The sequence below is a fragment of the Methanotorris formicicus Mc-S-70 genome, assembly GCF_000243455.1.
Classification (GTDB): domain Archaea; phylum AGJL01; class Methanococci; order Methanococcales; family Methanococcaceae; genus Methanotorris; species Methanotorris formicicus.
This window is the reverse complement of sequence record NZ_AGJL01000010.1, coordinates 1-24,184: the sequence shown is the minus strand read 5'-3', so window position 1 is coordinate 24,184 and position 24,184 is coordinate 1. Positions and strand designations below refer to the sequence as shown.

The window sequence follows — 24,184 nt, the reverse complement described above, 5'->3', positions numbered from 1 at the left end:
ACTATCACCTTCAAGTTTTTCCTTAAAGTTATAACTTTTTATAATGGTAGTGATATAAATTATTTAAAATTATTTTCTGTTTGGTGATAAAAAATGAAGCTACCTCAGGGTATAAATTAAAATTTTTACAATTTTCCGTTTGGTGATAAAATGAAGTTTGGAATTTCATCATTGGTTTTTTTACCAGAGGATTTAAAATCCACTATGGAGAAAATTGCAGAAAACCACTTTGACTGTTGGGAAATAGTATGTGAGGGGAACCACTACCTTTCCCCAAAAAATATAAAGTATCTTATGGAGTTAAAGGATAGGTATGAGGTGGATATTGTTGTCCATGCCCCATTTTCTGATTTAAACCCTGCATCAATGAATGAAAGAGTTAGGAGATTGACAGTTGACTGTATAACTGATGCAATTGAAGGGGCTTTTGAATTAGATGCGAGTGTTGTTGTTGTGCATCCTGGTTATATTCCACCATTGTGGAGTAATTACGTTGAGGATATATTGGATAATAACTTCTCAACTTTAAATGATATTGTTGAAGTTGCAGAGGATTATGGAATTACAATTGGCCTCGAAAATATGCCAAATTTCAAGGGAGTTTTAGGAATAACACCAGAAAGTTTGAGGGAGATTGTTAAGGATATAGATTCAAAATATCTTGGCATAACCTTTGATATTGGACATGCAAACACCATTGGAAATCCAACTGATTTTGTTGAAGAGTTGAATAGCATTGGGAAAGGTATCGTTCACGTCCACATACACGATAACAATGGTTATGATGATGAACATTTAAAAATAGGGGATGGAAAGATTGATTTTTTAAGTGTCCTCAAAAAGTTGAAAGAGATTAAATATGATGGAGTTTTATCAATAGAAAATAAAAATGTTAGGGATGCAGTTAAAAGTAAGGATGTTTTAAGTGAATATCTATCTATTTTAGAGGAAGAAATTGAGTTAGAGGTGAAATTATGAAGGTGGCAATCTTAGGAGGTACTGGAGACCAGGGTTTTGGATTATCTTTGAGATTTGCTAAGAATCATGAGGTCATAATAGGTTCAAGGAAAAAAGAGAAGGCAGAGGATGCAGCAGAAAAGGTTAGGAATATATTAAAAGAGAAAGGCATTGATGCAAATGTTATTGGCTTAGAGAATAAAGATGCTGCAAAAGAGGGGGATGTTGTAATCCTCTCACTCCCTTATGAATACACCATATCAACAATCAAAGAATTAAAGGATGTTTTAGATGGGAAGATTGTTGTTTCCATTGGTGTCCCATTAGCAACTGCAATAGGGGATAAGGCAACAAGACCTCTTCTCCCACCACAAGGTTCTGTTGCAGAGATGGTGCAAGAGAAACTCAAAAATTCAAAGGTTGTGAGTGCATTCCAAAACATCTCTTCTAAGGCATTGGAGGATTTAGACAATCCTGTTGAATGTGATGTATTAGTTTGTGGGGATGATGAGGAGGCAAAAAAGGTTGTTATGGAATTAGCTGAGGAAATTGAAGGTGTTAGAGCAATTGACTGTGGGGAATTAGAAATGTCAAGGATTATTGAAGTAATAACTCCGTTATTGATAAAATTAAATATAAAGCATAAATTAAAGGGTGCAGGAATAAGGATTACTGGGATTTAATCAATAAGAGGCATTGCCGAACGAAGTGAGATATAGTTGTGTGCGTTTAAAGGGGCTATTACCTTAATAAAATTTAGTTTTGTGGCTAAATACTAATATTTAAATTATTTATGGTTTGAATAATCATTAAAAAATTCGCACACAACTATAATGCATCCCGTTTTGATGAAACCGAACCGAACGAAGTGAGGTTCGGGCTGCAAATCCGAAGATTTGCTCAACCAAACCGTAAGGTTTGGGCTACGAAAACCGAAAGGTTTTCGTTCAACTTTTTTAAAAGTTTCATTTAAAATCGATTATATGCTTTAATAAATCATCTGCCATTTTTAATCCTTTTTCAAATTCCTTAATATCTAAATATTCTTTTTTAGAATGGATAACATCTAATCTTCCAGATCCAAAGATTAAAACATCTGCATTTAATATATTGTTAAAATAGAAAGCCTCACATGTTGCAGTAAAAAAATCAATTTCAAAATTTTTTGATATAAATCTTAATAATTCCTTATTTTTTAGCATATAAAAATCCGCATAAGGAACTTTTCTTTTGTTTAAATATGCCTCAACATACTTTGAATATCTTTTTTCTTTCAAATAGTTCTTTATTTTTTCCATTAAATGTTCTTCCACACTCCTAACATCTAAAATAACCTCTGCATGATTTGGGATTACATTAGATTGGATTCCTCCTTTTATCATCGTTGGAGTTATTGTGGAGAAGTATTTTTTATTTTCAATCTCTATGCAGTTGCAGGGAAGATCTCTCAAATCACAAATCACATCGGCAATTATTTCTATGGCATTTATGCCGTATTTTGGATTTGATGCATGGCAAGATTTTCCATATGTTTTAACAACAACTTCAAATCTTCCTTTATGACCAACACAGACCTTTAGGTTAGTAGGTTCTCCAACAATGCAGTAAAATTTCTTATCCTTAGCGTTCCTCTTTAACCAATGACAAAAATTGTATATTCCATGAGAATCCCTCTCCTCATCTGGAGATACAACTAAAATAGAGCCTTCATTGTTTAAGAAGGCGTTTATTAATGAAACGAGTTGGGCTTTGGCATCGCAAACACCGGTTCCATAGAAGTTTTCTTCATCTTTTTCAAATTCCCTCAAAACTTTTACAGTGTCTATATGTGAATTTAATAAAATCTCATCCTCAAAACTTCTATATGCTACAAAACAACCTTCAATAATTTTAGTTTTTATATTTAAATTGTCAAAAAATTTGGATAGGTATTTAAAGGCTTTTTTTACTCCCTCTTCATCATCTGTTCTGATTTTTGATAAATCTTCCCATAAGTCAATTGGATTAAATTCTTTTGATGTCATAAATATCCACGTTTTTTATGTTTTAGTTTATTTTTCCTTAAACATCAACTGCCTCATAATTTGCCCAATAGGACCTCCCATCTTTAACATCTTACCTCTCTTTAAGTTTTCAACTGCCTTTTTAGTTGTTGCGTAGTATTTTAGCAGTTCTTTAACCTCCTCCTGCTTAACTCCTGCACCTCTTGCAATTCTTTGAATTCTTGATGCTTTAATTATCTCTGGATTTTCCTTTTCTTCTTTTGTCATTGAATCCATAATAATTCTGTATTTTTTTAGTTTTTGTTCTGTTACCTGGGCTGCTTCTTTTGGAAGTCCCCCTCCAAGTCCTGGTATCATGCTCATTATCTGCTTAATCGGCCCCATCTTATTAATTGCCTCCAATTGAGCATAGAGTTCGTTAAGTGTAAATTTTCCCCTTAATATCGCATCAATACTTTCCTCAGTTTTCTCATCCACCAATTCATCCGCCTTCTCCAACAACGTATCTAAATCTCCCATTCCCAACAATCTTGAAATGAATTTCTTTGGATCGAAAACCTCCAAATCATCAATTCCCTCCCCAGTTCCAATGAATTTTATTGGGGCATTTATTTCAGCAACTGCACTTAACGCTCCACCCCCCTTTGCAGAACCATCTAATTTGGTAACTATAATACTCCCAATATCTCCAACCGCATCTTTAAATGCCTTTGCCTGATTTCTTGCCTGCTGTCCAAGAGTCCCATCAATAACCAATATAATCTCATCAGGGTTTGTTATTTCCTTCATCATCTTCATTTCTTCTAATAATCCCTTCTCCTCTTTATGCCTTCCAGCAGTATCTATTATTAGGACATCAACCTTTTTGAATTTTTCAAGACCTTCTTTTGCTATATCCACTGGTGATTTTGTCCTTGTTTCATCACCATACAAAGGTACGTGTATTTTTTCAGCAAGTTGCTTCAACTGCTCATAAGCAGCAGGTCTGTAAGTATCTGCTGCAATTAAAGCAGGTTTTAGACCTCTTTTTTGGATATATCTTGCTAATTTAGCAGCAGTTGTTGTTTTCCCACTACCTTGGATACCAACAAGTAATATAACTGTCTGTTTTTTTGGATTTAACTCTAACTTCTTTGCTTCTTCCCCTAAAAGTTTTACCAGTTCCTCATAAACAATCTTTATAATATGCTCTTTCTTTGAAAATCCTTTTGGTGGGGTTTCCTCAATAGCCCTTTTTTCAATTGTCTTACTCATTTGAAGAACCAACTTTACATTAACATCTGCCTGAATTAACGCCTTTTGGATATCTTTTATCACTTCTTTAATCAATTTTTTATCAACAAATGCAGCATTTTTTATCTTATTTAATGCTTTGTTAATGCTCTCTCCCAATTTTTCAAGCATAGTTTATTCACCCCATCTTTTGAATAAATTATTATCAATGCCCAAAATATCCAAAACTCTTCCAACAATAAAATTAACTAAATCATCGATAGTTTTTGGCTCGTTGTAAAATGCTGGAATTGGAGGCATAATAATAACTCCTAATTTAGCCAATTTAAGCATATTTTCTAAATGTATTGCACTGAATGGCATTTCCCTCGGCATTAAAATTAATTTCCTCTTCTCCTTTAATGCAATATCGCAAACTCTTACTATTAAATTGCCACTATATCCATTTGCTATTGAGGATAGTGTTTTCATTGAGCAGGGAATAACAATGGTGGCATCAAATTTATTTGAACCGGATGCAAGGGGGGAGAAGAAGTCATCATTATCATAATATTCATCTGCCAACTTTATAAAATCATCACATTTCATCTTCAATTCATACTCAATTATCTTTTTTGCAGAATTTGAGATTATTAATGAAGTTTTAATATCTTTTTCTTTCAAAATCTCCAATAATCTTTTTGCGTATGTTGCTCCACTTGCTCCAGTTACACAAACAACAACTTTCATAACCCTCCTCCTTTCATTAAAAATAACTCAATACATTTTTTTGCATTATCCACTAAAATATCTATCTCTTCCTTTTTTGCATTGTCTATATGAATCCCACAAGTAACTAAAACAGGTTTTTTAATCTTTTTATAGATAACTTTTGCAGCATATTCTGAAATAATGTAATCTTTATGATTTTTCCTATTTATTGTTTTTAGTTCACCATCCATCAATGAGGCACTGCCAACATGTTCTTTCTCTCCCCCTCCAATAATAACAACTAAATCATCCCCTACTTTATCGTATTTTAAAAATACTCGATACCTTCCATCTCCAACAGTTATCATAAAATCACCAAAAAATACTTAAATTTGAATATTTGGATATAGAATGTAAAAACAAATAAATTCATGATTAATTAAATTCAACAACGAAAAAATAGATAATTTAATCATTAGTGCGGGGGCAGGGATTTGAACCCTGGAACCCCTACGGGACTGGACCCTCAATCCAGCGCCTTTGACCAGGCTTGGCGACCCCCGCATAGATAGTAGTATTTATAATTTTGCACATCAGTATATAAAATTTTCGCCGAAAAGTATATATATGACTTTGGGTTATTAAGATAATGCGTGCCGAGGTGGCTTAGGTGGTCATAGCGCCCGGCTCATACGGACATTTCCCGGGGACGATCCCCGGGTCCTGAGAAACCGGGAGGTCGGGGGTTCAAATCCCCCCCTCGGCACTTTTTTATTTTAAATACCAATATCAATATATTTAAATTATTAAGTATGATTTAAAAAGATAATGTTATTTTTTAGTTCCAAAGAAATTTATCATCTCAATAAGTTCATTAAACGCCTCTAATTCAAATTCAAGTGCTTCTTTTTTTGTGTATATTCCACTAACTTCTCCGTCTAGTGTTAGTTGTTCAACACCCCTCAAAATCATCCTCTTTTCGCCATCTTTTGTTAATATCTCTTCCGCTACCCTATCGTGGACAAATGCCCTTGGAGGGATAAATACAGTATCGGATAACTCTTTTAAATTAATTCCCTCCAAATCTTTTGCAGTTATCAAGTCGGCAATATCCTTATTAACTTTAATAATATTTACGGGAGTTTCATCAAATATCTTCTTTAAAAATGGATACGCCACATTTCCAGTTATAATTGTAGCCTCGCATTCAATTTTATTTTTTAATTTATTTAGCAAATTTTCCTCGTAAGATATAGCGAAAGGCGTATTTGTAATTGGGTCATATAGTGGGGTTCCTGAAACCCTTATTTTACTTCCAAACTCTTCATGGATTCTTTTAACAAGATTTTTGAATTCTTCTATTGTATGAGTTTTTATGCCTTCAACTATTGGTGCATTTCCAAGAATCAATCCTTGTTCAGTTTTGTTTGCAAATCTCATTAATATTACTGCCTTTGCCCCCCAATTTACTAAATCACTAACTGTTTTAATAAGTTCTTCCCCATCATTAACTCCTGGAACAACTATTATGGCACAATGTACCTCACAATTTTCGCAGAAATGCCTTAAGCATTCAAGGGAAGTTTTTGCATTTTTGTCGTTCATCCACTCCCTTCTTAATTCTTCATTTGTAGAAAATACAGAAAAGGTTACTTCATCCACTCCATAATCAACCAAATTTTTTGCAGTATTCAAATCTTTAAATCCTTTCCCAGATGTGTATCCAAGATGTATTTTTAACCCCATATCACTGATGCATCTACATAAATCTTCTAAAAATGGATAGCAACTTACGTCTCCTCCACCAGTTATATTTACTTTTTCATACCTATTAAAAAATAATGCACTTTGAACTTGTTGGAGAGCAAATGGTAATGGTAGGAAGTCCCCATTTATTTCCCTTACTGAGTATGTGCAATACTCGCATCCAATTTGAAATGTACAGTGTTTGCATCCAAATGGAAATATATCATTATAATTCACCTTTCTAAAATAGCAAAACTTACAAAACCCATTGCAATCTTTTCCAGGCTCTCCTTTTAAATCTATGAGTAGTTGGGGTTTTTTTTCTTTTTCGTTTATAATATCCATTTCGATGTTCATCCCAAAATTCATAATCATTCACTATTGTATTTTTTCGATATAATATCTTAATAATGAATATTAACATAAAAATATTAAAATTTATTGTGGGAATCGAGTTTCTTTATTATTAGAAAAAATCATAACCAAACATAAATCATGATAATAATTCAAGTTGTGATATTACTAAATTGGGTTTATCTTGTTTGCATAGTTCCAAAATGGAAAATATATAAAGTTTTCGGTTTGAATTTAATGGAAAATTGAATATATATAATCACCTAATAATAACCATGTAATAATCAAAGTGTAGGAGTGGTTCCTATGGTAAAGTATGAAGATAAAATATGTTTGTACAACGCAAAAGGAGAACTTGTTGAAGAAAATGTGCCATTAGAAGCAATAAGCCCATTATACAACCCAACAATCCAAAAACTCGTTAAGGATATTAAAAGAACCGTCGCAGTTAACTTAGCAGGTATTGAAAATGCATTGAAGACTGGAGCAGTTGGAGGAAAGGCTTGTGTAATTCCAGGTAGGACATTGGACTTACCAATTGTAGAAAATGCTGAGACAATTATGGAATATGTAGATAAGTTGTTGAGGATTTCCCCAGACGACGATACAAGTGTAAAACTCATCAATGACGGAAAACAAATGGCTGTTCAGTTACCATCAAAAAGATTGGAAGTTGCTGCTGAATACTCAATTTCTATGTTGAACACAGCAATGGCTTTAAAAGAAGCAATTATCAAGACATTTGATGTAGATATGTTTGATGCACCAATGGTTCACGCAGCAATCTTAGGAAGATACCCACAAGTTCCTGACTACATGGGAGCAAATATTGCTTCATTGTTGGGGGCACCAACAAACTTAGAAGGTTTAGGTTACGCTTTGAGAAACATTATGGTAAACCACTACGTTGCTACAACAAAGAAAAATATCATGAACGCTGTTGCATTTGCATCAATTATGGAACAAACAGCAATGTTTGAAATGGGGGACGCAATAGGATCATTTGAGAGATTACACTTACTTGGTTTAGCATACCAAGGATTAAATGCAGATAACTTAGTAATTGACTTAGTAAAAGCAAACGGTAAGAACGGAACTGTAGGTACAGTTGTAGCGTCAATTGTTGAAAGAGCATTAGAAGATGGAGTTATTACAGAAGACAAAAAAATGCCATCAGGATTCGTATTATACAAACCTGTTGATGTTGCTAAGTGGAACGCTTACGCAGCAGCAGGTTTAGTTGCTGCAGTTATTGTAAACTGTGGTGCAGCAAGAGCAGCACAAAACGTTGCATCAACAATCTTATACTACAACGACATAATTGAATATGAAACTGGGTTACCAGGAGTTGACTTCGGTAGAGCAGAAGGTACAGCAGTCGGTTTCAGTTTCTTCTCACACTCCATCTATGGTGGAGGAGGACCAGGTATCTTCAACGGAAACCACATCGTTACAAGACACTCAAAAGGATTTGCAATCCCACCAGTATGTGCTGCAATGTGTGTAGATGCAGGGACACAAATGTTCTCACCAGAAAAAACATCAGCATTAGTCGGTGCTGTATTCAGTGCAATTGATGAATTTAGAGAACCATTGAAATACGTAATTGATGGGGCATTAGCAGTTAAAGACAAAATCTAAGTGATTTAGATGATAGAAGTTGAAGTTTTCCCCCACCGATATTTAAAGGCGACTACCACTGAAAAATTCCTAAATAAAGTTTATGATTTGGAAACTACAGAAAGAATCATTATTCACGGGCAGCCCCTCCCAAAAACCGTTTACTATGGACCTGCAAAAGGAACGCCAGTAAAGCATACAGAAAGAAGAGTAATTAACGTTGGAGGAATTCTTGTTGAACTTACTGTTATGGCAGGAAGGTTTTGGATAACTCTCAAAGATGATAGTGAGTTAGACAAACTTGAAGAAATTTGTAAGGAACTTTTCCCATTTGGATACAATATTAAAGTAGGTAAATTCTTGAAGGATAAACCAACAGTAACCGACTATATAAAATATGGGGAAAGATTTGTTAATGAAATAGATAAAAGATTGATTGGGATTACCGACCCAAGAAGTAAATTTGAATCATCTGTTAAAATAATCCCAAAAGAGGAAGATGAAGAAAAACAGTAAAAGAGGAGTAATATGCCAGTAGGTAGAAAAGAGCAAATCATCGATTGCAGGGCAGTAATGGGTCTCGGTGAAGGTGGAGGACTGGCTCAGAGAGGTACTTTTGCAGAGGCGTTAAGAAATGACGTAGTAGTTGTAGCAATGTCACCAGGGAGGAGGCACATAACAAAACCAGTATGTGAAATAACCTATGGGATTAGGGAAGTGGGTATTCAAACAAGTGTTCTTGTGTTGGATGCAGGAAGTGGAATTCCCCACGATGCTCCACACGGTAGTTTAGGTTCTACTTTCGGACTTAAGCCAGAGGAGGCTGCTCAAATAAATAGACACAAATTATGTGTTGTACATTTCGGAAACGTGGTTAATCACGTTGTTTACAAAGCCAGATTACTCTTAAGATATGTAGAGATTCCAACAATCGTTGTTTGTCAATGTCCAGTAGATATGGAAGATTTCGCAAAAGTCGGAATTAAAACTTTAAATGTTATGCCTGTTGAGCCACAGACAAAAGGAATGATTGTGGATATAGTAACGGGTGTAGTTAGGGGTGAATCTTGCCCACAAACTAAAATTGATGAAATAATTGAAAAAATCAAAAAGCACTTAACTTAATGAGGTGATTTTATGGCATACAAGCCTCAATTCTACCCAGGTGAAACAAAAATTGCACAAAACAGAAGAAACCACATGAACCCAGAAGTTGAATTAGAAAAGTTGAGAGAAATTCCAGATGAAGATGTCGTAAAAATAATGGGACACAGACAACCAGGGGAAGATTACAAAACAATCCACCCACCATTGGAAGAAATGGACTTACCAGATGATTACGTAAGAGATTTAGTTGAGCCAATCAACGGAGCAAAAGAAGGACACAGAATTAGATACATCCAGTTTGCAGATTCAATGTACTTTGCACCTGCTCAACCTTACGACAGAGCAAGAACATACATGTGGAGATTCAGAGGAGTAGATACTGGTACATTATCAGGAAGACAAGTTATTGAGATGAGGGAAAGTGACTTGGAAGCATTGTCCAAGAACTTTTTAATTGATACAGCATTCTTCGACCCAGCAAGATGTGGTATCAGAGGGGCAACTGTACACGGACACTCATTAAGATTGGATGAAAATGGTTTGATGTTCGATGCTCTCCAAAGATACGTCTATGATGAAAAAACAGGGCACGTTGTCTATGTAAAAGACCAAGTTGGAAGGCCATTGGATGAGCCAGTAGATGTTGGAGAGTTATTACCAGAAGAAAAATTAAGAGAGATTACAACAATCTACAGAAAAGACGGAGTTCCAATGAGAGAAGACAAAGAACTCTTGACAATCGTCAAGAGAATACACAGAGCAAGAACCCTTGGTGGATTCTGCCCAACAGAAGACACATTCAAGCAACTCTAAAATCTTTCCTATAATATAAAATCTTTTAAATTTCCAAAATAATAAATAATAATAAATAAAGTCCCCACAAATTCTTTGAGGTGAGCCTATGGGAGCAGAAAAGAAATTATTCTTAAAAGCATTAAAGGAGAAATTTGAAGAAGATCCAAAAGAAAAATACACAAAGTTCTACGTATTTGGAGGATGGAGACAATCAGCAAGAAAAAGAGAATTCGTTGAAGCAGCAGAGAAATTGGCTGAGAAAAGGGGAGGCATTCCATTCTACAACCCGGATATTGGGGTTCCATTAGGGCAAAGAAAATTAATGCCATACAAACTCTCTGGAACAGACTACATTGTTGAAGGAGATGACTTACACTTCATGAACAACGCTGCAATGCAACAATTCTGGGATGATATAAGGAGAACTGTTATTGTTGGTATGGATACAGCACACGCAGTTTTAGAGAAGAGGTTAGGGGTTGAGGTTACACCAGAAACAATCAACGAGTACATGGAAACCATCAACCACGCTTTGCCAGGGGGAGCAGTTGTCCAGGAGCACATGGTTGAGGTTCACCCAGCATTAGCATGGGACTGTTATGCTAAGATATTCACAGGAGATGACGAATTAGCAGATGAAATTGATAAGAAGTTCTTAATTGATATCAACAAATTGTTCCCAGAAGAACAAGCAGAACAGTTAAAGGCTGCTATCGGTAAGAGAACATACCAAGTTTCAAGAGTTCCAACATTGGTTGGTAGAGTTTGTGATGGGGGTACAATTGCAAGATGGTCTGCAATGCAAATTGGTATGTCATTCATTACAGCATACAAACTCTGTGCTGGGGAGGCAGCAATTGCTGACTTCTCCTACGCTGCAAAGCACGCAGACGTTATTCAAATGGGTACACTCTTACCTGCAAGAAGGGCAAGAGGTCCAAATGAACCTGGTGGAATTCCATTCGGTATCTTAGCAGATGTCGTCCAAACAACAAGAGTGAGTGATGACCCAGTTGAGCAATCATTAGAGGTTGTTGCTTCGGGAGCAATGTTATACGACCAAATCTGGCTCGGTTCATACATGTCTGGTGGTGTTGGATTCACCCAATATGCAACAGCATCATATACAGATGACATCTTAGATGACTTCTCCTACTACGGATACGACTACGTAGAGAAGAAGTATGGAATTTGTGGAGCAAAACCAACAATGGATGTAGTTGAAGACATTGCAACAGAAGTAACCTTATATGCATTAGAGTGCTACGACGAATTCCCAGCATTGTTAGAGGACCACTTCGGAGGTTCCCAAAGAGCAGCGGTTGCTGCTGCAGCATCAGGTATCTCAGTATGTATGGCAACAGGTAACTCAAACGCAGGATTAAACGGATGGTACTTGAGCCAAATTCTCCACAAAGAATACCACAGCAGACTTGGATTCTATGGATACGACTTACAAGATCAATGTGGTGCTTCAAACTCCCTCTCAATTAGAAACGACGAGTCCTCACCATTGGAATTGAGAGGTCCAAACTATCCAAACTACGCAATGAACGTCGGTCACCAAGGAGAATATGCAGGTATTACACAAGCAGCACACTCAGCAAGAAAAGATGCATTTGCATTAAACCCATTAATTAAAGTTGCATTCGCAGACCCATCACTCGTCTTTGACTTCTCACACCCAAGAAAAGAGTTCGCAAGAGGTGCTTTAAGAGAATTCGAGCCAGCAGGGGAAAGAGACCCAATTATTCCAGCACACTAAGGGCTTTTGCCTTTATTAATTTTTTTATTGTGTTTATATTGTTTTAGATTTAATAACGATATGTTAAAAAATACAAAAATCTTAAGTAAAAATAAAAAATTCTTTAATCTCGGTTTTGCGAAATCAAATGGAAAAGAATATATATTATATAAAGAAAGATAAAAAATATCCTGATTTATGTAAGGGACTACATTGCCATGTTAATGGTAATATATTGTGAGGTGAAAAAATGGATACTGCATTAATAACCCTTGGGGCTCTGGCTTTGGCAGGAGCAGCAGCGACAGTTGCTGGATGTGCAGAAGATTTGGAATCAGACGTGGGTTCCCAATCCAACCCTAACTCACAGGTTCAGTTGGCTCCACAAATGGGTAACATCCATAGATACTTCAACAAGGCAATTTCAGGGGAGCCAGTTTCATACGGTTTATATGTTGCAGTTGCAGGAGTAGTGGCATGGGCATTGTTAAACTATGGGTTGAATCCTGTTCTTGCATTAGTGATTGGTGCTGGTGTGGCTGCATTTGTTCATGGGGCTTATACAGTTAGCTCATACTTGGGTAGGATTGTTGGTCAATCAAAGAACTTCGGTCAGCCTGTATATATGGATGTTATTTTAAGTCACTTGGGACCTATAGTAGGGCATGGTTTTATGGCAATATTCTGTATAGTTTTTGCAGCATACTTAGCAAACAACGTATTAGGAAATCCATTCCCATTGCCATTGGTTGCATTGATATTTGGTATTACAGTTGGGGCAATTGGTTCATCAACTGGAGACGTTCACTATGGTGCTGAAAGAGAGTACCAAAAGTATCCATTTGGAGGAGGAGTTCCTGTTGCTAACCATGGGGATATTGATATTAAGGCAGAATATGGTTTAAGGAATGGTTTGGATTCATCATACTTCTGTTCAAGATTAGGTGGGCCATTAACAGGGCTTTGCTTTGGTTTAATTGTGTTCTTAGATGGTTGGAGAGGAATTATAGGGGATATTATTGGAAGTGATTTAGTAACAAAATCAGTTATTGCAATTATCATGGGGCTTTTAGTTGTTGTAATTGCTGCAATAATAAACAGAAAAATTGAGGTATTTGCAAGAGAGAAATACGGGCCATACACAAAATAATACAACAAATATGATGTGGTGATATCATGGATGCTGTGAGTTTATTGATTCCTCTTGCAGAGGTTACAATTGCAGGGGCCATAATTAATGCAAGTGTTCATTTTGTTCCTGTCGGTGGTGCTCCAGCAGCAATGGCTACCTCAACAGGGGTAGGTACTGGTACAACCCAGTTGGCAGCAGGTGCAGGATTTACTGGATTAATGGCTGCTGCTGCAATGGCAGCACAAAGTGGAGTTAATGTATTTAACCCAGTACACTTGGCATTAATTGCTCTCTCTGGAGCAGTAGGTTCAATGATTATGCTTGGTATTACAATGTTAATTGGGCAGTTGATTTATGTATTTGGAGTAGGGGTTGTTCCAGCAGCAGATAAGTGTGAAAAAGACCCTATAACAGGAGACATTCAAAAACCATACATCACACCAGGGACAACTGGTCACGCAGTACCTACAGTTTGTTTTGTTAGTGGTTTGATTGGAGCAGGACTTGGAGGTATTGGTGGGGCTCTTGCATACGTTGCATTAAAACAGTTAGGATTTGATGCAGCAATTGCTGGAATCTTGGCAGTTGGTTTCTTCTTCATAAATGCGGTTTTAGCATCCTACAACATTGGAGGTACAATAGAAGGGTTCCACGACCCAAAATTCAAGAAAATGCCAAATGGAGTTATTGCATCATTTGTGGCATCATTATTGTGTGGAATTGTATTATTAGGAATGGCAGGTTTGGCATAAAATTGAGGTATCATTAAAAATTAATTAAAAATAAAAAAAACAGTTGGTGGTAATATGTCCCATGGTGGAGGAGGTCATGCAGCAGAACTTTACCCAGAAGATCAAATTTTGGCTGTAGGAGCAGTTCTTACTATAGTAGGAATGTACGTTGCTCAATACGTCCCAAGTTTGTCAATGTTGATTGGTGGATTATTGGCTGTAGGTGCATGTGTTGCAGGAGCAAACACAACAAGAAAGGTTGCTGCTTATGGTTTGGGTACTGGGGTTCCATCCATTGGTATGATTAGTTTAGGTATGGGAACTACAGCAGCATTGGCAGGTGTTTTAATCCCTAAGGTTTTTGGTATTCCTGAAGTTGTGGCTCCAATACTCACTGCAGTTATTGCAATAATTGTTGGATTTATAGTTGGAAGATTAACAGTAAATCCAGTAGGTATGAAAATCCCAATTATGGTTCAAAGTATGACAAAACTCTCTCTTGCAGGGGCATTGGCAATCCTTGGATTCTGTGTTGCTTATGCAGGAGGATTCTCAGCAGAGATATTTATTGACAACGCTGTTAAAAATGGAATTATTGCATTGGCATTTATTGGAGCAGGTATGGCAATATTGCACCCATTCAACGCATGTTTGGGACCAAACGAAAGCCATAAAAGAACTTTAACACTTGCAGTGGCATGTGGTTTAATAACATGGTTGGTCTTCTCTATTGCTAAATTGGATATTGTCTCAACAATCACTGCTGCAATACTTTGGGCTGTTGCTTATGGAACATATGTGAAGATGTCATTAGACGATGCATGCTGTGTCCTTTACACCCCAGAACTGCCTAAGAAGGAAGAGGAGTAAGGTGGTATAAATGGAAATTGTTAGAATATGTCCAGAGATTAATGTGGTTATGGAAGTTGATAGTGGTCTTGTGGCAGAGATGAGGAAAGATATTCTTGTTGTGGATTTAACTCATGTTGAAGAAGAAGTTAAAAAATTGGAAAGATTGGCAACAGCACTTAAAAACTCATTAGACCCAAGAAACCCACCATTAAGAACATTTGATGGTAGGGATGGGGTATATAAAATTGCAGGGCTTTTTAAAGGCATGTTCTTTGGATTCTGGATAACACTTGCGATTCTTATGTTAGTAGTGATATTGGTAATTAAAATGAACTTGAGTTTAATAGGTTTATAACCTGGAGGTGCTGAAACATGGCAGATAAAAAATCCCCCGCAGCAGGATGGCCTATCGTATCTGGAGAGTATGTCGTGGGGAACCCTGAAAGTTGTGTTGCAGTTGTAACTTTAGGTTCCCACGGTTTAGAACAAGCATGTATAGATGCTGGTGCTGCAATAGCAGGACCTTGCCACACAGAAAACTTGGGAATTGAGAAAGTCGTAGCAAACTACATATCAAATCCAAACATTAGATTTATGGTATTGTGTGGTTCAGAAGTTCAAGGACACATAACAGGACAATGCTTTAAAGCGTTATGGGAAAACGGTATTGGAGACGATGGGGGAATTATTGGAGCGAAAGGAGCAATTCCATTCTTAGAAAACGTTGGTAAAGACGCTGTTGAGAGATTCCAAAGACAAATCGTTGAAATCGTCGACTTAATCGACTGCGAAGATACTGGTAAGATAACATCTGCTATAAAAGAGTGTATCTCAAAGGATCCTGGTGCAATAGATGAAGAATCTATGGTTTTGGAATTAGAAGGTGGAGGCACTGCAGGAGAAGAAGGAGAAGGAGGATTTGAGATAGAAGGTATTCCGACAGTAGTTGAACCAGACCTTGAAGCATGTAGAAAACTCCTTGAAGGTTTAGAATATAAAGTTGGTTTGATGACAAGGGATATTGGTTTGACATCAGGTGTAAATTCAGAATCTATTAGAGGGTTTGCAATAGGTTCAATACTCGCTGTTGTTTTGATTGGCATCCCAATTGTATTAAAATTCTTGATAGGGTGATTGAATGGCTGAAATACCTACAGTGGTTACACCAACAAAAGATTTCAAAAAAATACAAGAGGAACTTGATAAAATTGAAGAGATGGTTGAAAATACAAATGCAGAGTTGTATCAAAGAACCGGTAAAAAAGTTGGAAGAGATGTTGGTATTGTTTATGGTTTAGTTTTAGGTATGATATTTTTAACTGTATTCTACAATATAGTATTGCCAATATTCCTTCAAATAAAATAAAGTGGATTGGGGTGATATATAATGTTCAAATTTGAAAAAGAACAAATGGTAGTTGAGATTGCTGGAAGAAAAATTGGAGGACAGCCAGGAGAATATCCAACAGCATTGGCAGGGACAATCTTCTATGCAAGACACAAAATTGTAGAGGATGAAAGAAAAGGTATCTTTGACAAGCAGGCAGCAGAGGATTTAATAAACAAACAGGCAGAAATGGAAGATGTCACAGGAAACCCAGCATTAGTGCAAGTGTTTGGTGGAACACCAGAGGCTCTTGTTAATTATATTGACTTTGTTGCTGAAGTTTGGGACGGTCCAATGTTACTCGACTCAACCTCAGGAGAAGCAAGAATGGCTGCTGCAAGAAGGGCAACAGAAGCAGGATATGCAAACCAGTGTATCTACAACTCCATTAACGTTTCCATTGAAGATGAAGAATTCCAAAACTTGGTTGAAAGTGACCTTGAGGCATCAATTGTCCTCTGTTTCGACCCAATGGACCCATCAGTTGAAGGTAAATTGAATGTTTTATTAAACGGTGGAAAAACAAAAGATGTTGGTATGTTGGAATTAGCTGAAAAAGCAGGAATTAAATACCCATTAATTGACGTTGCAGTTACCCCATTAGGAAACGGTGCAGGTAATGCAGTAAGAGCATCCTTCGCAGTTAAGGCAAAGTTAGGAATGCCTGTTGGAAGTGGTATCCACAACATCCCATCAGCATGGGACTGGTTGAGAGAATTCAGAAAGAAATTGAGAGAAGAGGGATTAACCCAACTGTCAAAAGATGTTCATCATGTTTGTGATATTGGGGCAAACATAGTTCAGACAATGGCTTCAGGGGACTTTGTTTTATATGGCCCTATTGACAACGCACAGTTAACATTCCCTGCAATAGCAATGACAGACGCTGTTATAGCAGAGGCAGCAAAAGACCTGGGTATCAACCCAATTGACACACACCCATTCAACAAATTGCTCTAAATTCCCTATTTTCAATTTTTTATTTTTTTTCTTTATATCATTAAATTTAAATTTACAATTAATTGAAGTGAAAACATGGCAATAAGGAGGTTAAAAAAAGAATATTCCGATGAGGAAATCTATGCTATTTTAGAAAAGCCCGTCAAAGAGTGGTTTAAAAGGAAGTATAAAACCTTTACACCACCCCAAAGATATGCAGTAATGGAAATTCATAAAAAACAAAATGTTCTAATATCCTCTCCAACAGGGAGTGGAAAGACACTATCGGCTTTTTTAGCAGCAATTAATGAATTAATCTCCCTTTCCATAAACAAAAAGTTGGAGGATAAAATTTATGCCCTATATATTTCCCCACTGAGGGCATTGAATAACGATATTGAAAAAAACCTAAAAGAACCTTTAAAAGAGATATATGAGGTTGCAAAGGAGTTAGGTGTTGATTTAGATGAAATTAGAGTTGGGGTTAGAACAAGTGATACAACAAGTTATCAAAAGTCAAAAATGGTTAAAAAACCCCCACACATTCTAATAACAACCCCAGAAAGTTTATCCATTGCTTTAAACTCCCCAAAATTCTCTGAGCATTTAAAATCCATAAAGTATGTTATTGTCGATGAAATTCATGCATTAACAAATAAAAGAGGGGTGCATTTATCTTTATCATTAGAGAGGTTGAATAGAATAGCGGATTTTGTAAGGATTGGATTGAGTGCAACAGTCCATCCATTAGAAGAGGTGGCAAAGTTTTTAGTTGGAAATGAAAGGGATTGCTTAATAGTTGATGTGAATTATTTAAAAGATACTGAAATAAAGGCCATTTCCCCAGTAGATGATTTAATTTACACTCCAAGTGATGAAATATCAAAAAAGCTCTATCAAACATTAAAGGAACTTATAGAAAAACATAGAACAACACTGATATTTACAAATACAAGGAGTGCAACAGAAAGGGTTGTTTATAATTTGAGGAATTTGGGCATTAAAAATATAGAGGCTCATCATTCATCATTAAGTAGGGAACATAGGTTAGAAGTTGAGGAAAAATTAAAAAAAGGGGAACTTAACGCCGTTATTAGTTCAACATCATTGGAGTTGGGGATTGATATTGGAAGTATTGATTTGGTTGTTCTCCTCGGCTCACCAAAGAGTGTTTCAAGGGCATTGCAGAGGATTGGGAGGAGTGGGCATAGGTTGCATGAAAAAAGTAGGGGGATTATTGTTGCATTTGATAGGGATGATTTGGTTGAATGTACTGTTTTAGCTCACAATGCAAGGAATAGGAAAATAGACAAAGTCCATATCCCAAAAAACTGCTTAGATGTCCTCTGCCAGCATATTGTTGGGATGAGTTTGGAGAAGGTTTGGGAGATTGATGAGGCATATAACTTAGTGAGGAAGGCATATCCATACAAATATTTGAGCAAGGGAGATTTTTTGGATGTCCTCAACTATTTGGCTAAGGGGATGGAAGAAAAATCCGTATATGGAAAAATTTGGTTGAAAGAAGGGAAATTTGGAAAGAGAGGTAAATCAACAAGAGCTATATATTACATGAATGTAGGAACTATTCCAGATGAGACATCTGTGGCAGTTTATTGCAATTCAAAATACATTGGAGAGGTTGAGGAAGAATTTGCGGAGAAGTTGATGAAAGGAGATATATTTGTTTTGGGAGGAAAGACATACAAATACATTGGAGGGAGAGGAAATAAAATAAATGTAAAGGAAGCATTTGGCGAAAAACCAACAATTCCTGCATGGTTTTCTGAGCAATTACCTTTATCTTATGATTTGGCATTGGATATTCAGAAGTTTAGGGGAGAAATTTTGTGGTTGAGTGTTGAGGATATAATGGGAAAATATCAGGTGGATGAGAAAACTGCAAAGGCAATAAAAAACTACATAATTGAGCAGGATAAATATGCAGTAATCCCGAACAACAAGCAAATCTTAATTGAGCATTTTGTGGATGAAAAGAGGAAGTATTATGTATTCCACTTCTTAATTGGTAGGAGGGCGAATGATGCCATATCAAGGGCATTTGCTTATCATGTGTCAAATCTAAAAAAATGTAATGTTAGGGTTTCAATAAGTGATTATGGCTTCGCCTTAATTCTCCCAAAAAATAGAAAATTAACAAAAAATAACATGGTTGAACTTTTTAATATAGATTTGGAGGAGACGCTTAAAAAATCCTTAGAAAGAGCGGAGATATTAAAGAGGAGATTTAGGCATGTTGCAACAAGGGGATTTATGATTTTGAGGAAGTATATGGGAAGGAAGATGAGCGTCAATAGGCAACAATTTAATGCTGAAATGTTAATAAAATACTGTAGAGAAACAAATCATCCACTTTATAGGGAAACACTAAGAGAAATATTGGAGGATGTCATGGATATTGAAAATGCAAAGGATTTTATGAAAAAAGTTAAAAATATGAGGATATATTATAGAGAACTTCCTTATCCATCCCCATTTGCATTTAACTTAATCGCTATGGCATCATCTGATGTTATTGTTATGGAGGATAAGAAAAAACTTATCATGGAGATGCATAAGAAGGTTATGGAGTTTTTGAAAAATAAAGCAGGGAAGAATATCTAATTAATATAAATTAACTTTCACAAACTCTCTCAAATCCCTCAATGTCCCAAAATTTAATAAACCAAGTTCAGTTATTGCATAAACCTCGCTATCTAAATAATCCTTCTTTATGCATGGGGAGGAGGCGTAATTGTTAACTAAATCGTTTCCAGGAGAAAGGGGGTTGAATGCAGGAAGAACAATATATTTTTTATTGTAGAGATAGCAGGGAAGTTTCAAAATAGCCCCAACTTCATCCCTCAACTTTATGGAAGGGTGTTCATGCCCCAAGATTAAAAAATTCCCTTTTTTAAAATTAGAATGTCCATGCGTTATTGTGTAGCCCTTTATTTCATAATGGTTATAAATCTCTATGCCCAATTCCTCAACAACTTTTGAGATAAAGGTATCATGATTCCCCTGTATTAAAACTAAATCAATTTTCTCTTTTAAATGGCCTAAAAACTCTTTTGCAAATTTAATCTCGTTATAGCTTAATTCAAAATTATGCTTAATATCCCCATTAATAACCAAAGTTTTTAGTTTGTATTTGTCTATTATATTGTTTATCCTTTCTGCTATGCTATCTTTTTGGATTTGAGGAAAATTTCCTCCCCTTTCATTTATGCAGATATCAAATCCCAAATGCGTATCTGCTATAACTCCAACTTTTCCAATAATTAAACAAAAATCGTTTGTTATATAAAAATCCCTCAACTTTATTTTCTCCTCCATAACCCTACCCAGTTACTGCTCTTTTAAGGATTCAAACTTCCAAATTACTGAGAAATCTTTTAATGCTTTTTTTACTTTATTTACATCTCCTTCAATTAATATCTTGTTTTTTTCTTCCTCACTGTATTCAAAAATTACTCCATACCATTCTCCTAAATCGCTAAGCCGTTCAATTTGTATCTCATTTTTGATTTTTATCCTAATGCTCTCAGAATCTCCTCTTTTTTTAATCTCTCTATTATATATGGATTTATTTAGTGGGAATTTAACATCCAATTCATTCCTTAATGCCTTTGCCATCTTGTCCAAATATTCATTCATAAGTTCCGCATCACAAACACTAAACAATAAAGATTGTGCTCTCATCAACTCCTTCTCTGCATCCGATAGTGCTTTATTAGATACGTGTGGGTCTAAAAGGTAATAGGAGATGATAGCATTTGCAATCCTCAATCTTTCAAATGCCTCTTCTGGAACTGAAATGTTTTTTTCAACAAGTTTGGATGCCAATTCAGACAAAACAACCCATTGCTTATCTAATCCCTTAGCATCTTTCATTTCTACCCCTTCTGGCATTTATATATCTTTTTAGAGCCTCCTCACTATCGTAATTTAACCTAACGTTCAATTTATCAAGTTTTTCTTTTATCTCATCAACTTCCGTATCTTCATCCAAAAAGAACACTTGGTAACTTGTAGTCCCTTGTATATTGAAAACTGCCACGATGTCATCATTTTTTAATTTCCTATCTTCTATTGCTGCCCTAACCTTTATAAAATCCCCTAACTCACTGTTTAAACCATCTTCAACCTTCAATATCGTCAATAATGTAGCGACAAACTCACCCATAATTTCACCAAAATAAACTTTGTTTTTTGTGATATATTACTTTTTTGATTTAAAATTGAACCTGTATTGAGATTTTATAAATTTACGATTTTACTTTATTTTATCTTTATTGCGTTCCGTATCTATTTTTATTTTAGTGGATATCTGATTATCACCAATTTAACTTGTGTTTAATTATTTTAAACAGTTTTTAACTTTCGAAACACTTATATACTCCATATTATAACCTGAATTACCATATAAATTAAAAGAAGTGATTAAAATGGGCTCTATAAAATCAAAATTAAATTTAAGGGACAAATTAATGCATTTATTAATTATAACGGCCATAACATTGATTTTTATATCTCCTGTAATGGCAAAATCAAGCATGAATGCATTTAATGGATTCAACGATAACCCATTGCTACTTGATGATGGCATGATTGTGAGTATGGTCATCATTATGTTGGGCGGTTTATTGGGTGCTTTATTTTCAAAATGGTTCAAATTATCAAAAATAATGGCAATATTAACTATTTCAGCAGGTTCTTTGTTGGGATTATATAATTCACTAATGATTATAATTCATAATAAATCCTATAAACTAACATACATGCTTGGAAGTATAATTCCAGTAAGCTTTAAAATCGACCCGATATCAATGTTCTTTTCAGCTGTCGTGCTATTGATTTCAATCATGGCTGCAATTTATAGCTATGGATACATGGACGACAAAAAAAGAAAATTAGCAACAGGATTTCAGTATTTAAATTTTGCAGTTCTTGTAGCCTCAATGATTGGAGTTACAATCTCAAATAACAGTATTATTTTCTTATTGTTTTGGGAATTAATGTCTATTTCATCATTCCTACTGGTTATGTTTGACGGATTCAAAGAGGAAGTTAAAAAATCAGGTTATATTTATTTGATATATACTCATGCAGGAGGAATGTTCATATTTGCATCATTTGCCTTGGCATATATGACCACCGGCTCTATTAGCTTTGACCAGTTTTCCAGCATACCAGACTTCTTAAAAATAGCAGTATTTCTCCTCGGATTTGTAGGGTTTGCATCAAAAGCTGGAGTATTTCCATTCCACTCATGGCTACCCTATGCCCATCCTGTGGCACCAAGCCATGTTTCAGCAGTAATGTCTGGTGTTATGATTAAAATGGGTATTTATGGAATTATTAACCTCATAATACTCCTTGGAATAAACAATATTTACATTGGATATATGGTGTTAATACTGGGCATATTATCTGGAATTCTTGGGGTGGCTTATGCCCTTGCTCAACACGATATTAAAAGATTGCCTGCATATCACAGTGTCGAAAACATAGGTATTATATTGATAGGTTTGAGTATTGGATTAATTGGAAAATATTATAATAACGAAACCATAGCCTTGTTGGGATTTGCAGGAGCTCTCCTCCATATCCTAAATCACGCACTATTTAAATCATTATTATTTATGGGTGCAGGTGCGGTGATAAAATCCACAGGAACACATTCTTTGGAAGAGATGGGCGGTTTAATGAAGAGAATGCCTACAACAAGCTGGCTTTCCTCATAGGTTCTCTTGCAATATCTGGAATACCACCATTTAATGGATTTGTAAGTGAGCTCTTAATATACATGGGGGGTTTTAGCGGACTAAATAGTTCGGTTGGATTATTAATGGCATCTACATTTGGCATCATTGCATTAGCACTTATTGGAGGTCTTGCAACAGCATGTTTCACAAAAGTATTGGGAATATCCTTTTTAGGAACTCCTAAAACAAAGGCATCAGCAAATGCCAAAGAATCTCCGCATGTTATGAGCATTCCTCAAATAATATTGGCTTTAATCTGTATAATTATAGGTATTTTCCCAATATTATTTGTAAATTCAATTACAAAAATAGCATACAGTTCAAATCTTGCAGGAATTGATGTATGCCCTCAACTTTCAGTATTTCCTAATCTTACGGCGATTTACCTAATATTAATTGCACTGGTTCTAATATTGGTTACATTGAGAACTTTAACATACAAAAACAAAACTGTTGATGGATGCACCTGGGATTGTGGATATAGCAACCCAACTGCAAAAATGCAATATACTGCATCATCCTACGCCAGTCCAATAGTGGAATTCTTCAAACCATTCGTAATTATAAACTCCCATGAAAAACAAATTAAAAGGATATTTCCACATGAAGCCAGCTATCATTCACATAGTAAAGACTTGGCTGAAGCGGTATTTGAATTACTACTGGTAAAACCTATTTCAACTGGATTATCAGTATTGAGATATATTAAAGACGGAAATTTCAATTATTATATGGGGTATGTAATTATACTCATATCACTTCTCCTATCATATGTTTATTTAGTAAGGTGGTAGAATGGAATCCATAATATATTATATACTCACGGTTTCACTTGCTCCACTGTTTCCTGCCATTATTGATAAGGTAAAGGCACTGTCAGTAGGTAAAAAGGGACCTTCACTGTTTATTAAATACTATGATTTAATAAGATTCTTAACTGATAGTGTGATTTAACACTATTAAAATTAAGACCAAAAAATAGAAATAGGTAGTACTTAAATAACTCGTTAAAAAACGGTGAAACCTCCATGCTAACAGCACTTAATAGTATACTCACTAATTCTATAAATAGTTTAGGATTTAACTGTTCGGAGGAGTTATCTAAGTTCGCACAAGTTAGAAC

The 24,184-nt window shown here is 35.6% G+C and carries 26 protein-coding genes and 2 tRNA genes; 19 read left to right on the top strand and 9 right to left on the bottom strand.

Going from position 1 to position 24,184, the window contains the following annotated elements:
* Nucleotides 1-150: 150 nt before the first annotated feature.
* Together METFODRAFT_RS02655 and npdG are read left to right on the top strand one after the other, a co-directional pair.
* Complete coding sequence (locus METFODRAFT_RS02655) at nt 151-978, top strand: sugar phosphate isomerase/epimerase family protein (protein WP_007043993.1); 828 nt, start codon at nt 151-153, stop codon at nt 976-978.
* Nucleotides 975-1,640 carry an NADPH-dependent F420 reductase gene (gene npdG, locus METFODRAFT_RS02650; protein WP_007043992.1) on the top strand — a complete coding sequence of 222 codons (666 nt, stop codon included), beginning with the start codon at nt 975-977 and terminating at the stop codon, nt 1,638-1,640. Before METFODRAFT_RS02655 ends, npdG begins: the two co-directional genes overlap by 4 nt.
* 282 nt (nt 1,641-1,922) lie before the next feature.
* Here npdG and METFODRAFT_RS02645 read toward each other — a convergent pair whose 3' ends face one another.
* The 5 genes from METFODRAFT_RS02645 to METFODRAFT_RS02625 form a co-directional block, all read right to left on the bottom strand.
* A complete protein-coding gene (locus METFODRAFT_RS02645; RefSeq protein ID WP_007043991.1) occupies nt 1,923-2,981 on the bottom strand; it encodes a M20/M25/M40 family metallo-hydrolase in 1,059 nt (352 codons plus the stop codon).
* A 27-nt stretch (nt 2,982-3,008) separates the two neighbouring features.
* Complete coding sequence (locus METFODRAFT_RS02640) at nt 3,009-4,364, bottom strand: signal recognition particle protein Srp54 (RefSeq protein WP_007043990.1); 1,356 nt, start codon at nt 4,362-4,364, stop codon at nt 3,009-3,011.
* Nucleotides 4,365-4,367: 3 nt separating this feature from the next.
* Entirely contained in the window at nt 4,368-4,922 is a 555-nt protein-coding gene (locus tag METFODRAFT_RS02635) for a UbiX family flavin prenyltransferase (protein ID WP_007043989.1), read from the bottom strand.
* The gene (gene lpdD / locus METFODRAFT_RS02630) at nt 4,919-5,251 is read right to left on the bottom strand and encodes a prenylated flavin chaperone LpdD (protein ID WP_007043988.1); all 333 of its coding nucleotides are present in this window, start codon (nt 5,249-5,251) and stop codon (nt 4,919-4,921) included. Before lpdD ends, METFODRAFT_RS02635 begins: the two co-directional genes overlap by 4 nt.
* Nucleotides 5,252-5,362: 111 nt before the next feature.
* Nucleotides 5,363-5,447, bottom strand: a tRNA-Leu gene (locus METFODRAFT_RS02625).
* Between the two features lie 91 nt (nt 5,448-5,538).
* Between METFODRAFT_RS02625 and METFODRAFT_RS02620 the strand changes: the two genes are divergently transcribed.
* Nucleotides 5,539-5,649, top strand: a tRNA-Met gene (locus METFODRAFT_RS02620).
* A 65-nt stretch (nt 5,650-5,714) separates the two neighbouring features.
* Here METFODRAFT_RS02620 and mmp10 read toward each other — a convergent pair.
* On the bottom strand, nt 5,715-6,974 hold the full coding sequence (gene mmp10 / locus METFODRAFT_RS02615; RefSeq protein ID WP_048115399.1) for a methyl coenzyme M reductase-arginine methyltransferase Mmp10: 1,260 nt from the start codon (nt 6,972-6,974) through the stop codon (nt 5,715-5,717).
* A gap of 315 nt (nt 6,975-7,289) precedes the next feature.
* Here mmp10 and mcrB point away from each other — a divergent pair, with 315 nt between their 5' ends.
* From mcrB to METFODRAFT_RS02550, 13 genes are all read left to right on the top strand, one after another.
* Nucleotides 7,290-8,624: a coenzyme-B sulfoethylthiotransferase subunit beta gene (gene mcrB / locus METFODRAFT_RS02610; protein ID WP_007043986.1), complete on the top strand. Its 1,335-nt coding sequence runs from the start codon at nt 7,290-7,292 to the stop codon at nt 8,622-8,624.
* A 9-nt stretch (nt 8,625-8,633) separates the two neighbouring features.
* The gene (gene mcrD, locus METFODRAFT_RS02605) at nt 8,634-9,119 is read left to right on the top strand and encodes a methyl-coenzyme M reductase operon protein D (protein ID WP_007043985.1); all 486 of its coding nucleotides are present in this window, start codon (nt 8,634-8,636) and stop codon (nt 9,117-9,119) included.
* Between the two features lie 12 nt (nt 9,120-9,131).
* Complete coding sequence (gene mcrC, locus METFODRAFT_RS02600; protein ID WP_007043984.1) at nt 9,132-9,728, top strand: methyl-coenzyme M reductase I operon protein C; 597 nt, start codon at nt 9,132-9,134, stop codon at nt 9,726-9,728.
* A gap of 12 nt (nt 9,729-9,740) precedes the next feature.
* Entirely contained in the window at nt 9,741-10,523 is a 783-nt protein-coding gene (gene mcrG, locus METFODRAFT_RS02595; RefSeq protein WP_007043983.1) for a coenzyme-B sulfoethylthiotransferase subunit gamma, read from the top strand.
* A gap of 88 nt (nt 10,524-10,611) precedes the next feature.
* Entirely contained in the window at nt 10,612-12,270 is a 1,659-nt protein-coding gene (gene mcrA / locus METFODRAFT_RS02590) for a coenzyme-B sulfoethylthiotransferase subunit alpha (protein ID WP_007043982.1), read from the top strand.
* A 229-nt stretch (nt 12,271-12,499) separates the two neighbouring features.
* Nucleotides 12,500-13,399, top strand: coding sequence for a tetrahydromethanopterin S-methyltransferase subunit E (gene mtrE / locus METFODRAFT_RS02585; RefSeq protein ID WP_007043981.1), 900 nt, complete (start codon nt 12,500-12,502; stop codon nt 13,397-13,399).
* A 26-nt stretch (nt 13,400-13,425) separates the two neighbouring features.
* A complete protein-coding gene (mtrD, locus tag METFODRAFT_RS02580; RefSeq protein WP_007043980.1) occupies nt 13,426-14,133 on the top strand; it encodes a tetrahydromethanopterin S-methyltransferase subunit D in 708 nt (235 codons plus the stop codon).
* Nucleotides 14,134-14,187: 54 nt separating this feature from the next.
* Nucleotides 14,188-14,982, top strand: coding sequence for a tetrahydromethanopterin S-methyltransferase subunit MtrC (gene mtrC / locus METFODRAFT_RS02575; protein ID WP_007043979.1), 795 nt, complete (start codon nt 14,188-14,190; stop codon nt 14,980-14,982).
* Nucleotides 14,983-14,992: 10 nt separating this feature from the next.
* Nucleotides 14,993-15,319: a tetrahydromethanopterin S-methyltransferase subunit B gene (locus METFODRAFT_RS02570; RefSeq protein ID WP_007043978.1), complete on the top strand. Its 327-nt coding sequence runs from the start codon at nt 14,993-14,995 to the stop codon at nt 15,317-15,319.
* Nucleotides 15,320-15,336: 17 nt separating this feature from the next.
* Nucleotides 15,337-16,098 carry a tetrahydromethanopterin S-methyltransferase subunit A gene (mtrA, locus tag METFODRAFT_RS02565; protein WP_007043977.1) on the top strand — a complete coding sequence of 254 codons (762 nt, stop codon included), beginning with the start codon at nt 15,337-15,339 and terminating at the stop codon, nt 16,096-16,098.
* 4 nt (nt 16,099-16,102) lie between these two features.
* Nucleotides 16,103-16,330 (top strand): tetrahydromethanopterin S-methyltransferase subunit MtrG, encoded by a 228-nt coding sequence (gene mtrG / locus METFODRAFT_RS02560; protein WP_007043976.1) that lies wholly within the window; start codon nt 16,103-16,105, stop codon nt 16,328-16,330.
* A 21-nt stretch (nt 16,331-16,351) separates the two neighbouring features.
* Nucleotides 16,352-17,311, top strand: a complete 960-nt coding sequence (gene mtrH / locus METFODRAFT_RS02555; RefSeq protein WP_007043975.1) for a tetrahydromethanopterin S-methyltransferase subunit H — start codon at nt 16,352-16,354, stop codon at nt 17,309-17,311.
* Between the two features lie 75 nt (nt 17,312-17,386).
* On the top strand, nt 17,387-19,915 hold the full coding sequence (locus tag METFODRAFT_RS02550; RefSeq protein ID WP_007043974.1) for an ATP-dependent helicase: 2,529 nt from the start codon (nt 17,387-17,389) through the stop codon (nt 19,913-19,915).
* Here METFODRAFT_RS02550 and METFODRAFT_RS02545 read toward each other — a convergent pair whose 3' ends face one another.
* The 3 genes from METFODRAFT_RS02545 to METFODRAFT_RS02535 are packed head-to-tail and all read right to left on the bottom strand — an operon-like array spanning nt 19,916 to nt 21,479.
* Entirely contained in the window at nt 19,916-20,629 is a 714-nt protein-coding gene (locus METFODRAFT_RS02545) for a metallophosphoesterase (protein ID WP_007043973.1), read from the bottom strand.
* 12 nt (nt 20,630-20,641) lie between these two features.
* Nucleotides 20,642-21,187, bottom strand: a complete 546-nt coding sequence (locus METFODRAFT_RS02540) for a DUF2096 domain-containing protein (protein ID WP_007043972.1) — start codon at nt 21,185-21,187, stop codon at nt 20,642-20,644.
* On the bottom strand, nt 21,174-21,479 hold the full coding sequence (locus METFODRAFT_RS02535) for a DUF749 domain-containing protein (protein WP_007043971.1): 306 nt from the start codon (nt 21,477-21,479) through the stop codon (nt 21,174-21,176). The genes METFODRAFT_RS02540 and METFODRAFT_RS02535 overlap by 14 nt, the downstream gene beginning before the upstream one ends.
* A 262-nt stretch (nt 21,480-21,741) precedes the next feature.
* Here METFODRAFT_RS02535 and METFODRAFT_RS11350 point away from each other — a divergent pair, with 262 nt between their 5' ends.
* The 3 genes from METFODRAFT_RS11350 to METFODRAFT_RS10570 all read left to right on the top strand — a co-directional run bounded on the left by METFODRAFT_RS11350 (nt 21,742) and on the right by METFODRAFT_RS10570 (nt 24,015).
* Nucleotides 21,742-23,040 carry a proton-conducting transporter transmembrane domain-containing protein gene (locus METFODRAFT_RS11350; protein WP_007043970.1) on the top strand — a complete coding sequence of 433 codons (1,299 nt, stop codon included), beginning with the start codon at nt 21,742-21,744 and terminating at the stop codon, nt 23,038-23,040.
* Nucleotides 23,041-23,144: 104 nt separating this feature from the next.
* Complete coding sequence (locus METFODRAFT_RS11345; RefSeq protein ID WP_007043969.1) at nt 23,145-23,855, top strand: hypothetical protein; 711 nt, start codon at nt 23,145-23,147, stop codon at nt 23,853-23,855.
* A gap of 1 nt (nt 23,856) precedes the next feature.
* On the top strand, nt 23,857-24,015 hold the full coding sequence (locus tag METFODRAFT_RS10570) for a hypothetical protein (protein WP_007043968.1): 159 nt from the start codon (nt 23,857-23,859) through the stop codon (nt 24,013-24,015).
* The last annotated feature ends 169 nt before the right edge of the window (nt 24,016-24,184 follow it).

Excerpts from the sequence above, each read along its gene's own strand:
- METFODRAFT_RS02655 (WP_007043993.1), top strand. The coding sequence starts at position 151 with ATGAAGTTTGGAATTTCATCATTGGTTTTTTTACCAGAGGATTTAAAA.
- npdG (WP_007043992.1), top strand. The coding sequence starts at position 975 with ATGAAGGTGGCAATCTTAGGAGGTACTGGAGACCAGGGTTTTGGATTA.
- METFODRAFT_RS02645 (WP_007043991.1), bottom strand. The coding sequence starts at position 2,981 with ATGACATCAAAAGAATTTAATCCAATTGACTTATGGGAAGATTTATCA.
- METFODRAFT_RS02640 (WP_007043990.1), bottom strand. The coding sequence starts at position 4,364 with ATGCTTGAAAAATTGGGAGAGAGCATTAACAAAGCATTAAATAAGATA.
- METFODRAFT_RS02635 (WP_007043989.1), bottom strand. The coding sequence starts at position 4,922 with ATGAAAGTTGTTGTTTGTGTAACTGGAGCAAGTGGAGCAACATACGCA.
- lpdD (WP_007043988.1), bottom strand. The coding sequence starts at position 5,251 with ATGATAACTGTTGGAGATGGAAGGTATCGAGTATTTTTAAAATACGAT.
- mmp10 (WP_048115399.1), bottom strand. The coding sequence starts at position 6,974 with ATGGATATTATAAACGAAAAAGAAAAAAAACCCCAACTACTCATAGAT.
- mcrB (WP_007043986.1), top strand. The coding sequence starts at position 7,290 with ATGGTAAAGTATGAAGATAAAATATGTTTGTACAACGCAAAAGGAGAA.
- mcrD (WP_007043985.1), top strand. The coding sequence starts at position 8,634 with ATGATAGAAGTTGAAGTTTTCCCCCACCGATATTTAAAGGCGACTACC.
- mcrC (WP_007043984.1), top strand. The coding sequence starts at position 9,132 with ATGCCAGTAGGTAGAAAAGAGCAAATCATCGATTGCAGGGCAGTAATG.
- mcrG (WP_007043983.1), top strand. The coding sequence starts at position 9,741 with ATGGCATACAAGCCTCAATTCTACCCAGGTGAAACAAAAATTGCACAA.
- mcrA (WP_007043982.1), top strand. The coding sequence starts at position 10,612 with ATGGGAGCAGAAAAGAAATTATTCTTAAAAGCATTAAAGGAGAAATTT.
- mtrE (WP_007043981.1), top strand. The coding sequence starts at position 12,500 with ATGGATACTGCATTAATAACCCTTGGGGCTCTGGCTTTGGCAGGAGCA.
- mtrD (WP_007043980.1), top strand. The coding sequence starts at position 13,426 with ATGGATGCTGTGAGTTTATTGATTCCTCTTGCAGAGGTTACAATTGCA.
- mtrC (WP_007043979.1), top strand. The coding sequence starts at position 14,188 with ATGTCCCATGGTGGAGGAGGTCATGCAGCAGAACTTTACCCAGAAGAT.
- METFODRAFT_RS02570 (WP_007043978.1), top strand. The coding sequence starts at position 14,993 with ATGGAAATTGTTAGAATATGTCCAGAGATTAATGTGGTTATGGAAGTT.
- mtrA (WP_007043977.1), top strand. The coding sequence starts at position 15,337 with ATGGCAGATAAAAAATCCCCCGCAGCAGGATGGCCTATCGTATCTGGA.
- mtrG (WP_007043976.1), top strand. The coding sequence starts at position 16,103 with ATGGCTGAAATACCTACAGTGGTTACACCAACAAAAGATTTCAAAAAA.
- mtrH (WP_007043975.1), top strand. The coding sequence starts at position 16,352 with ATGTTCAAATTTGAAAAAGAACAAATGGTAGTTGAGATTGCTGGAAGA.
- METFODRAFT_RS02550 (WP_007043974.1), top strand. The coding sequence starts at position 17,387 with ATGGCAATAAGGAGGTTAAAAAAAGAATATTCCGATGAGGAAATCTAT.
- METFODRAFT_RS02545 (WP_007043973.1), bottom strand. The coding sequence starts at position 20,629 with ATGGAGGAGAAAATAAAGTTGAGGGATTTTTATATAACAAACGATTTT.
- METFODRAFT_RS02540 (WP_007043972.1), bottom strand. The coding sequence starts at position 21,187 with ATGAAAGATGCTAAGGGATTAGATAAGCAATGGGTTGTTTTGTCTGAA.
- METFODRAFT_RS02535 (WP_007043971.1), bottom strand. The coding sequence starts at position 21,479 with ATGGGTGAGTTTGTCGCTACATTATTGACGATATTGAAGGTTGAAGAT.
- METFODRAFT_RS11350 (WP_007043970.1), top strand. The coding sequence starts at position 21,742 with ATGGGCTCTATAAAATCAAAATTAAATTTAAGGGACAAATTAATGCAT.
- METFODRAFT_RS11345 (WP_007043969.1), top strand. The coding sequence starts at position 23,145 with ATGGCATCTACATTTGGCATCATTGCATTAGCACTTATTGGAGGTCTT.
- METFODRAFT_RS10570 (WP_007043968.1), top strand. The coding sequence starts at position 23,857 with ATGGAATCCATAATATATTATATACTCACGGTTTCACTTGCTCCACTG.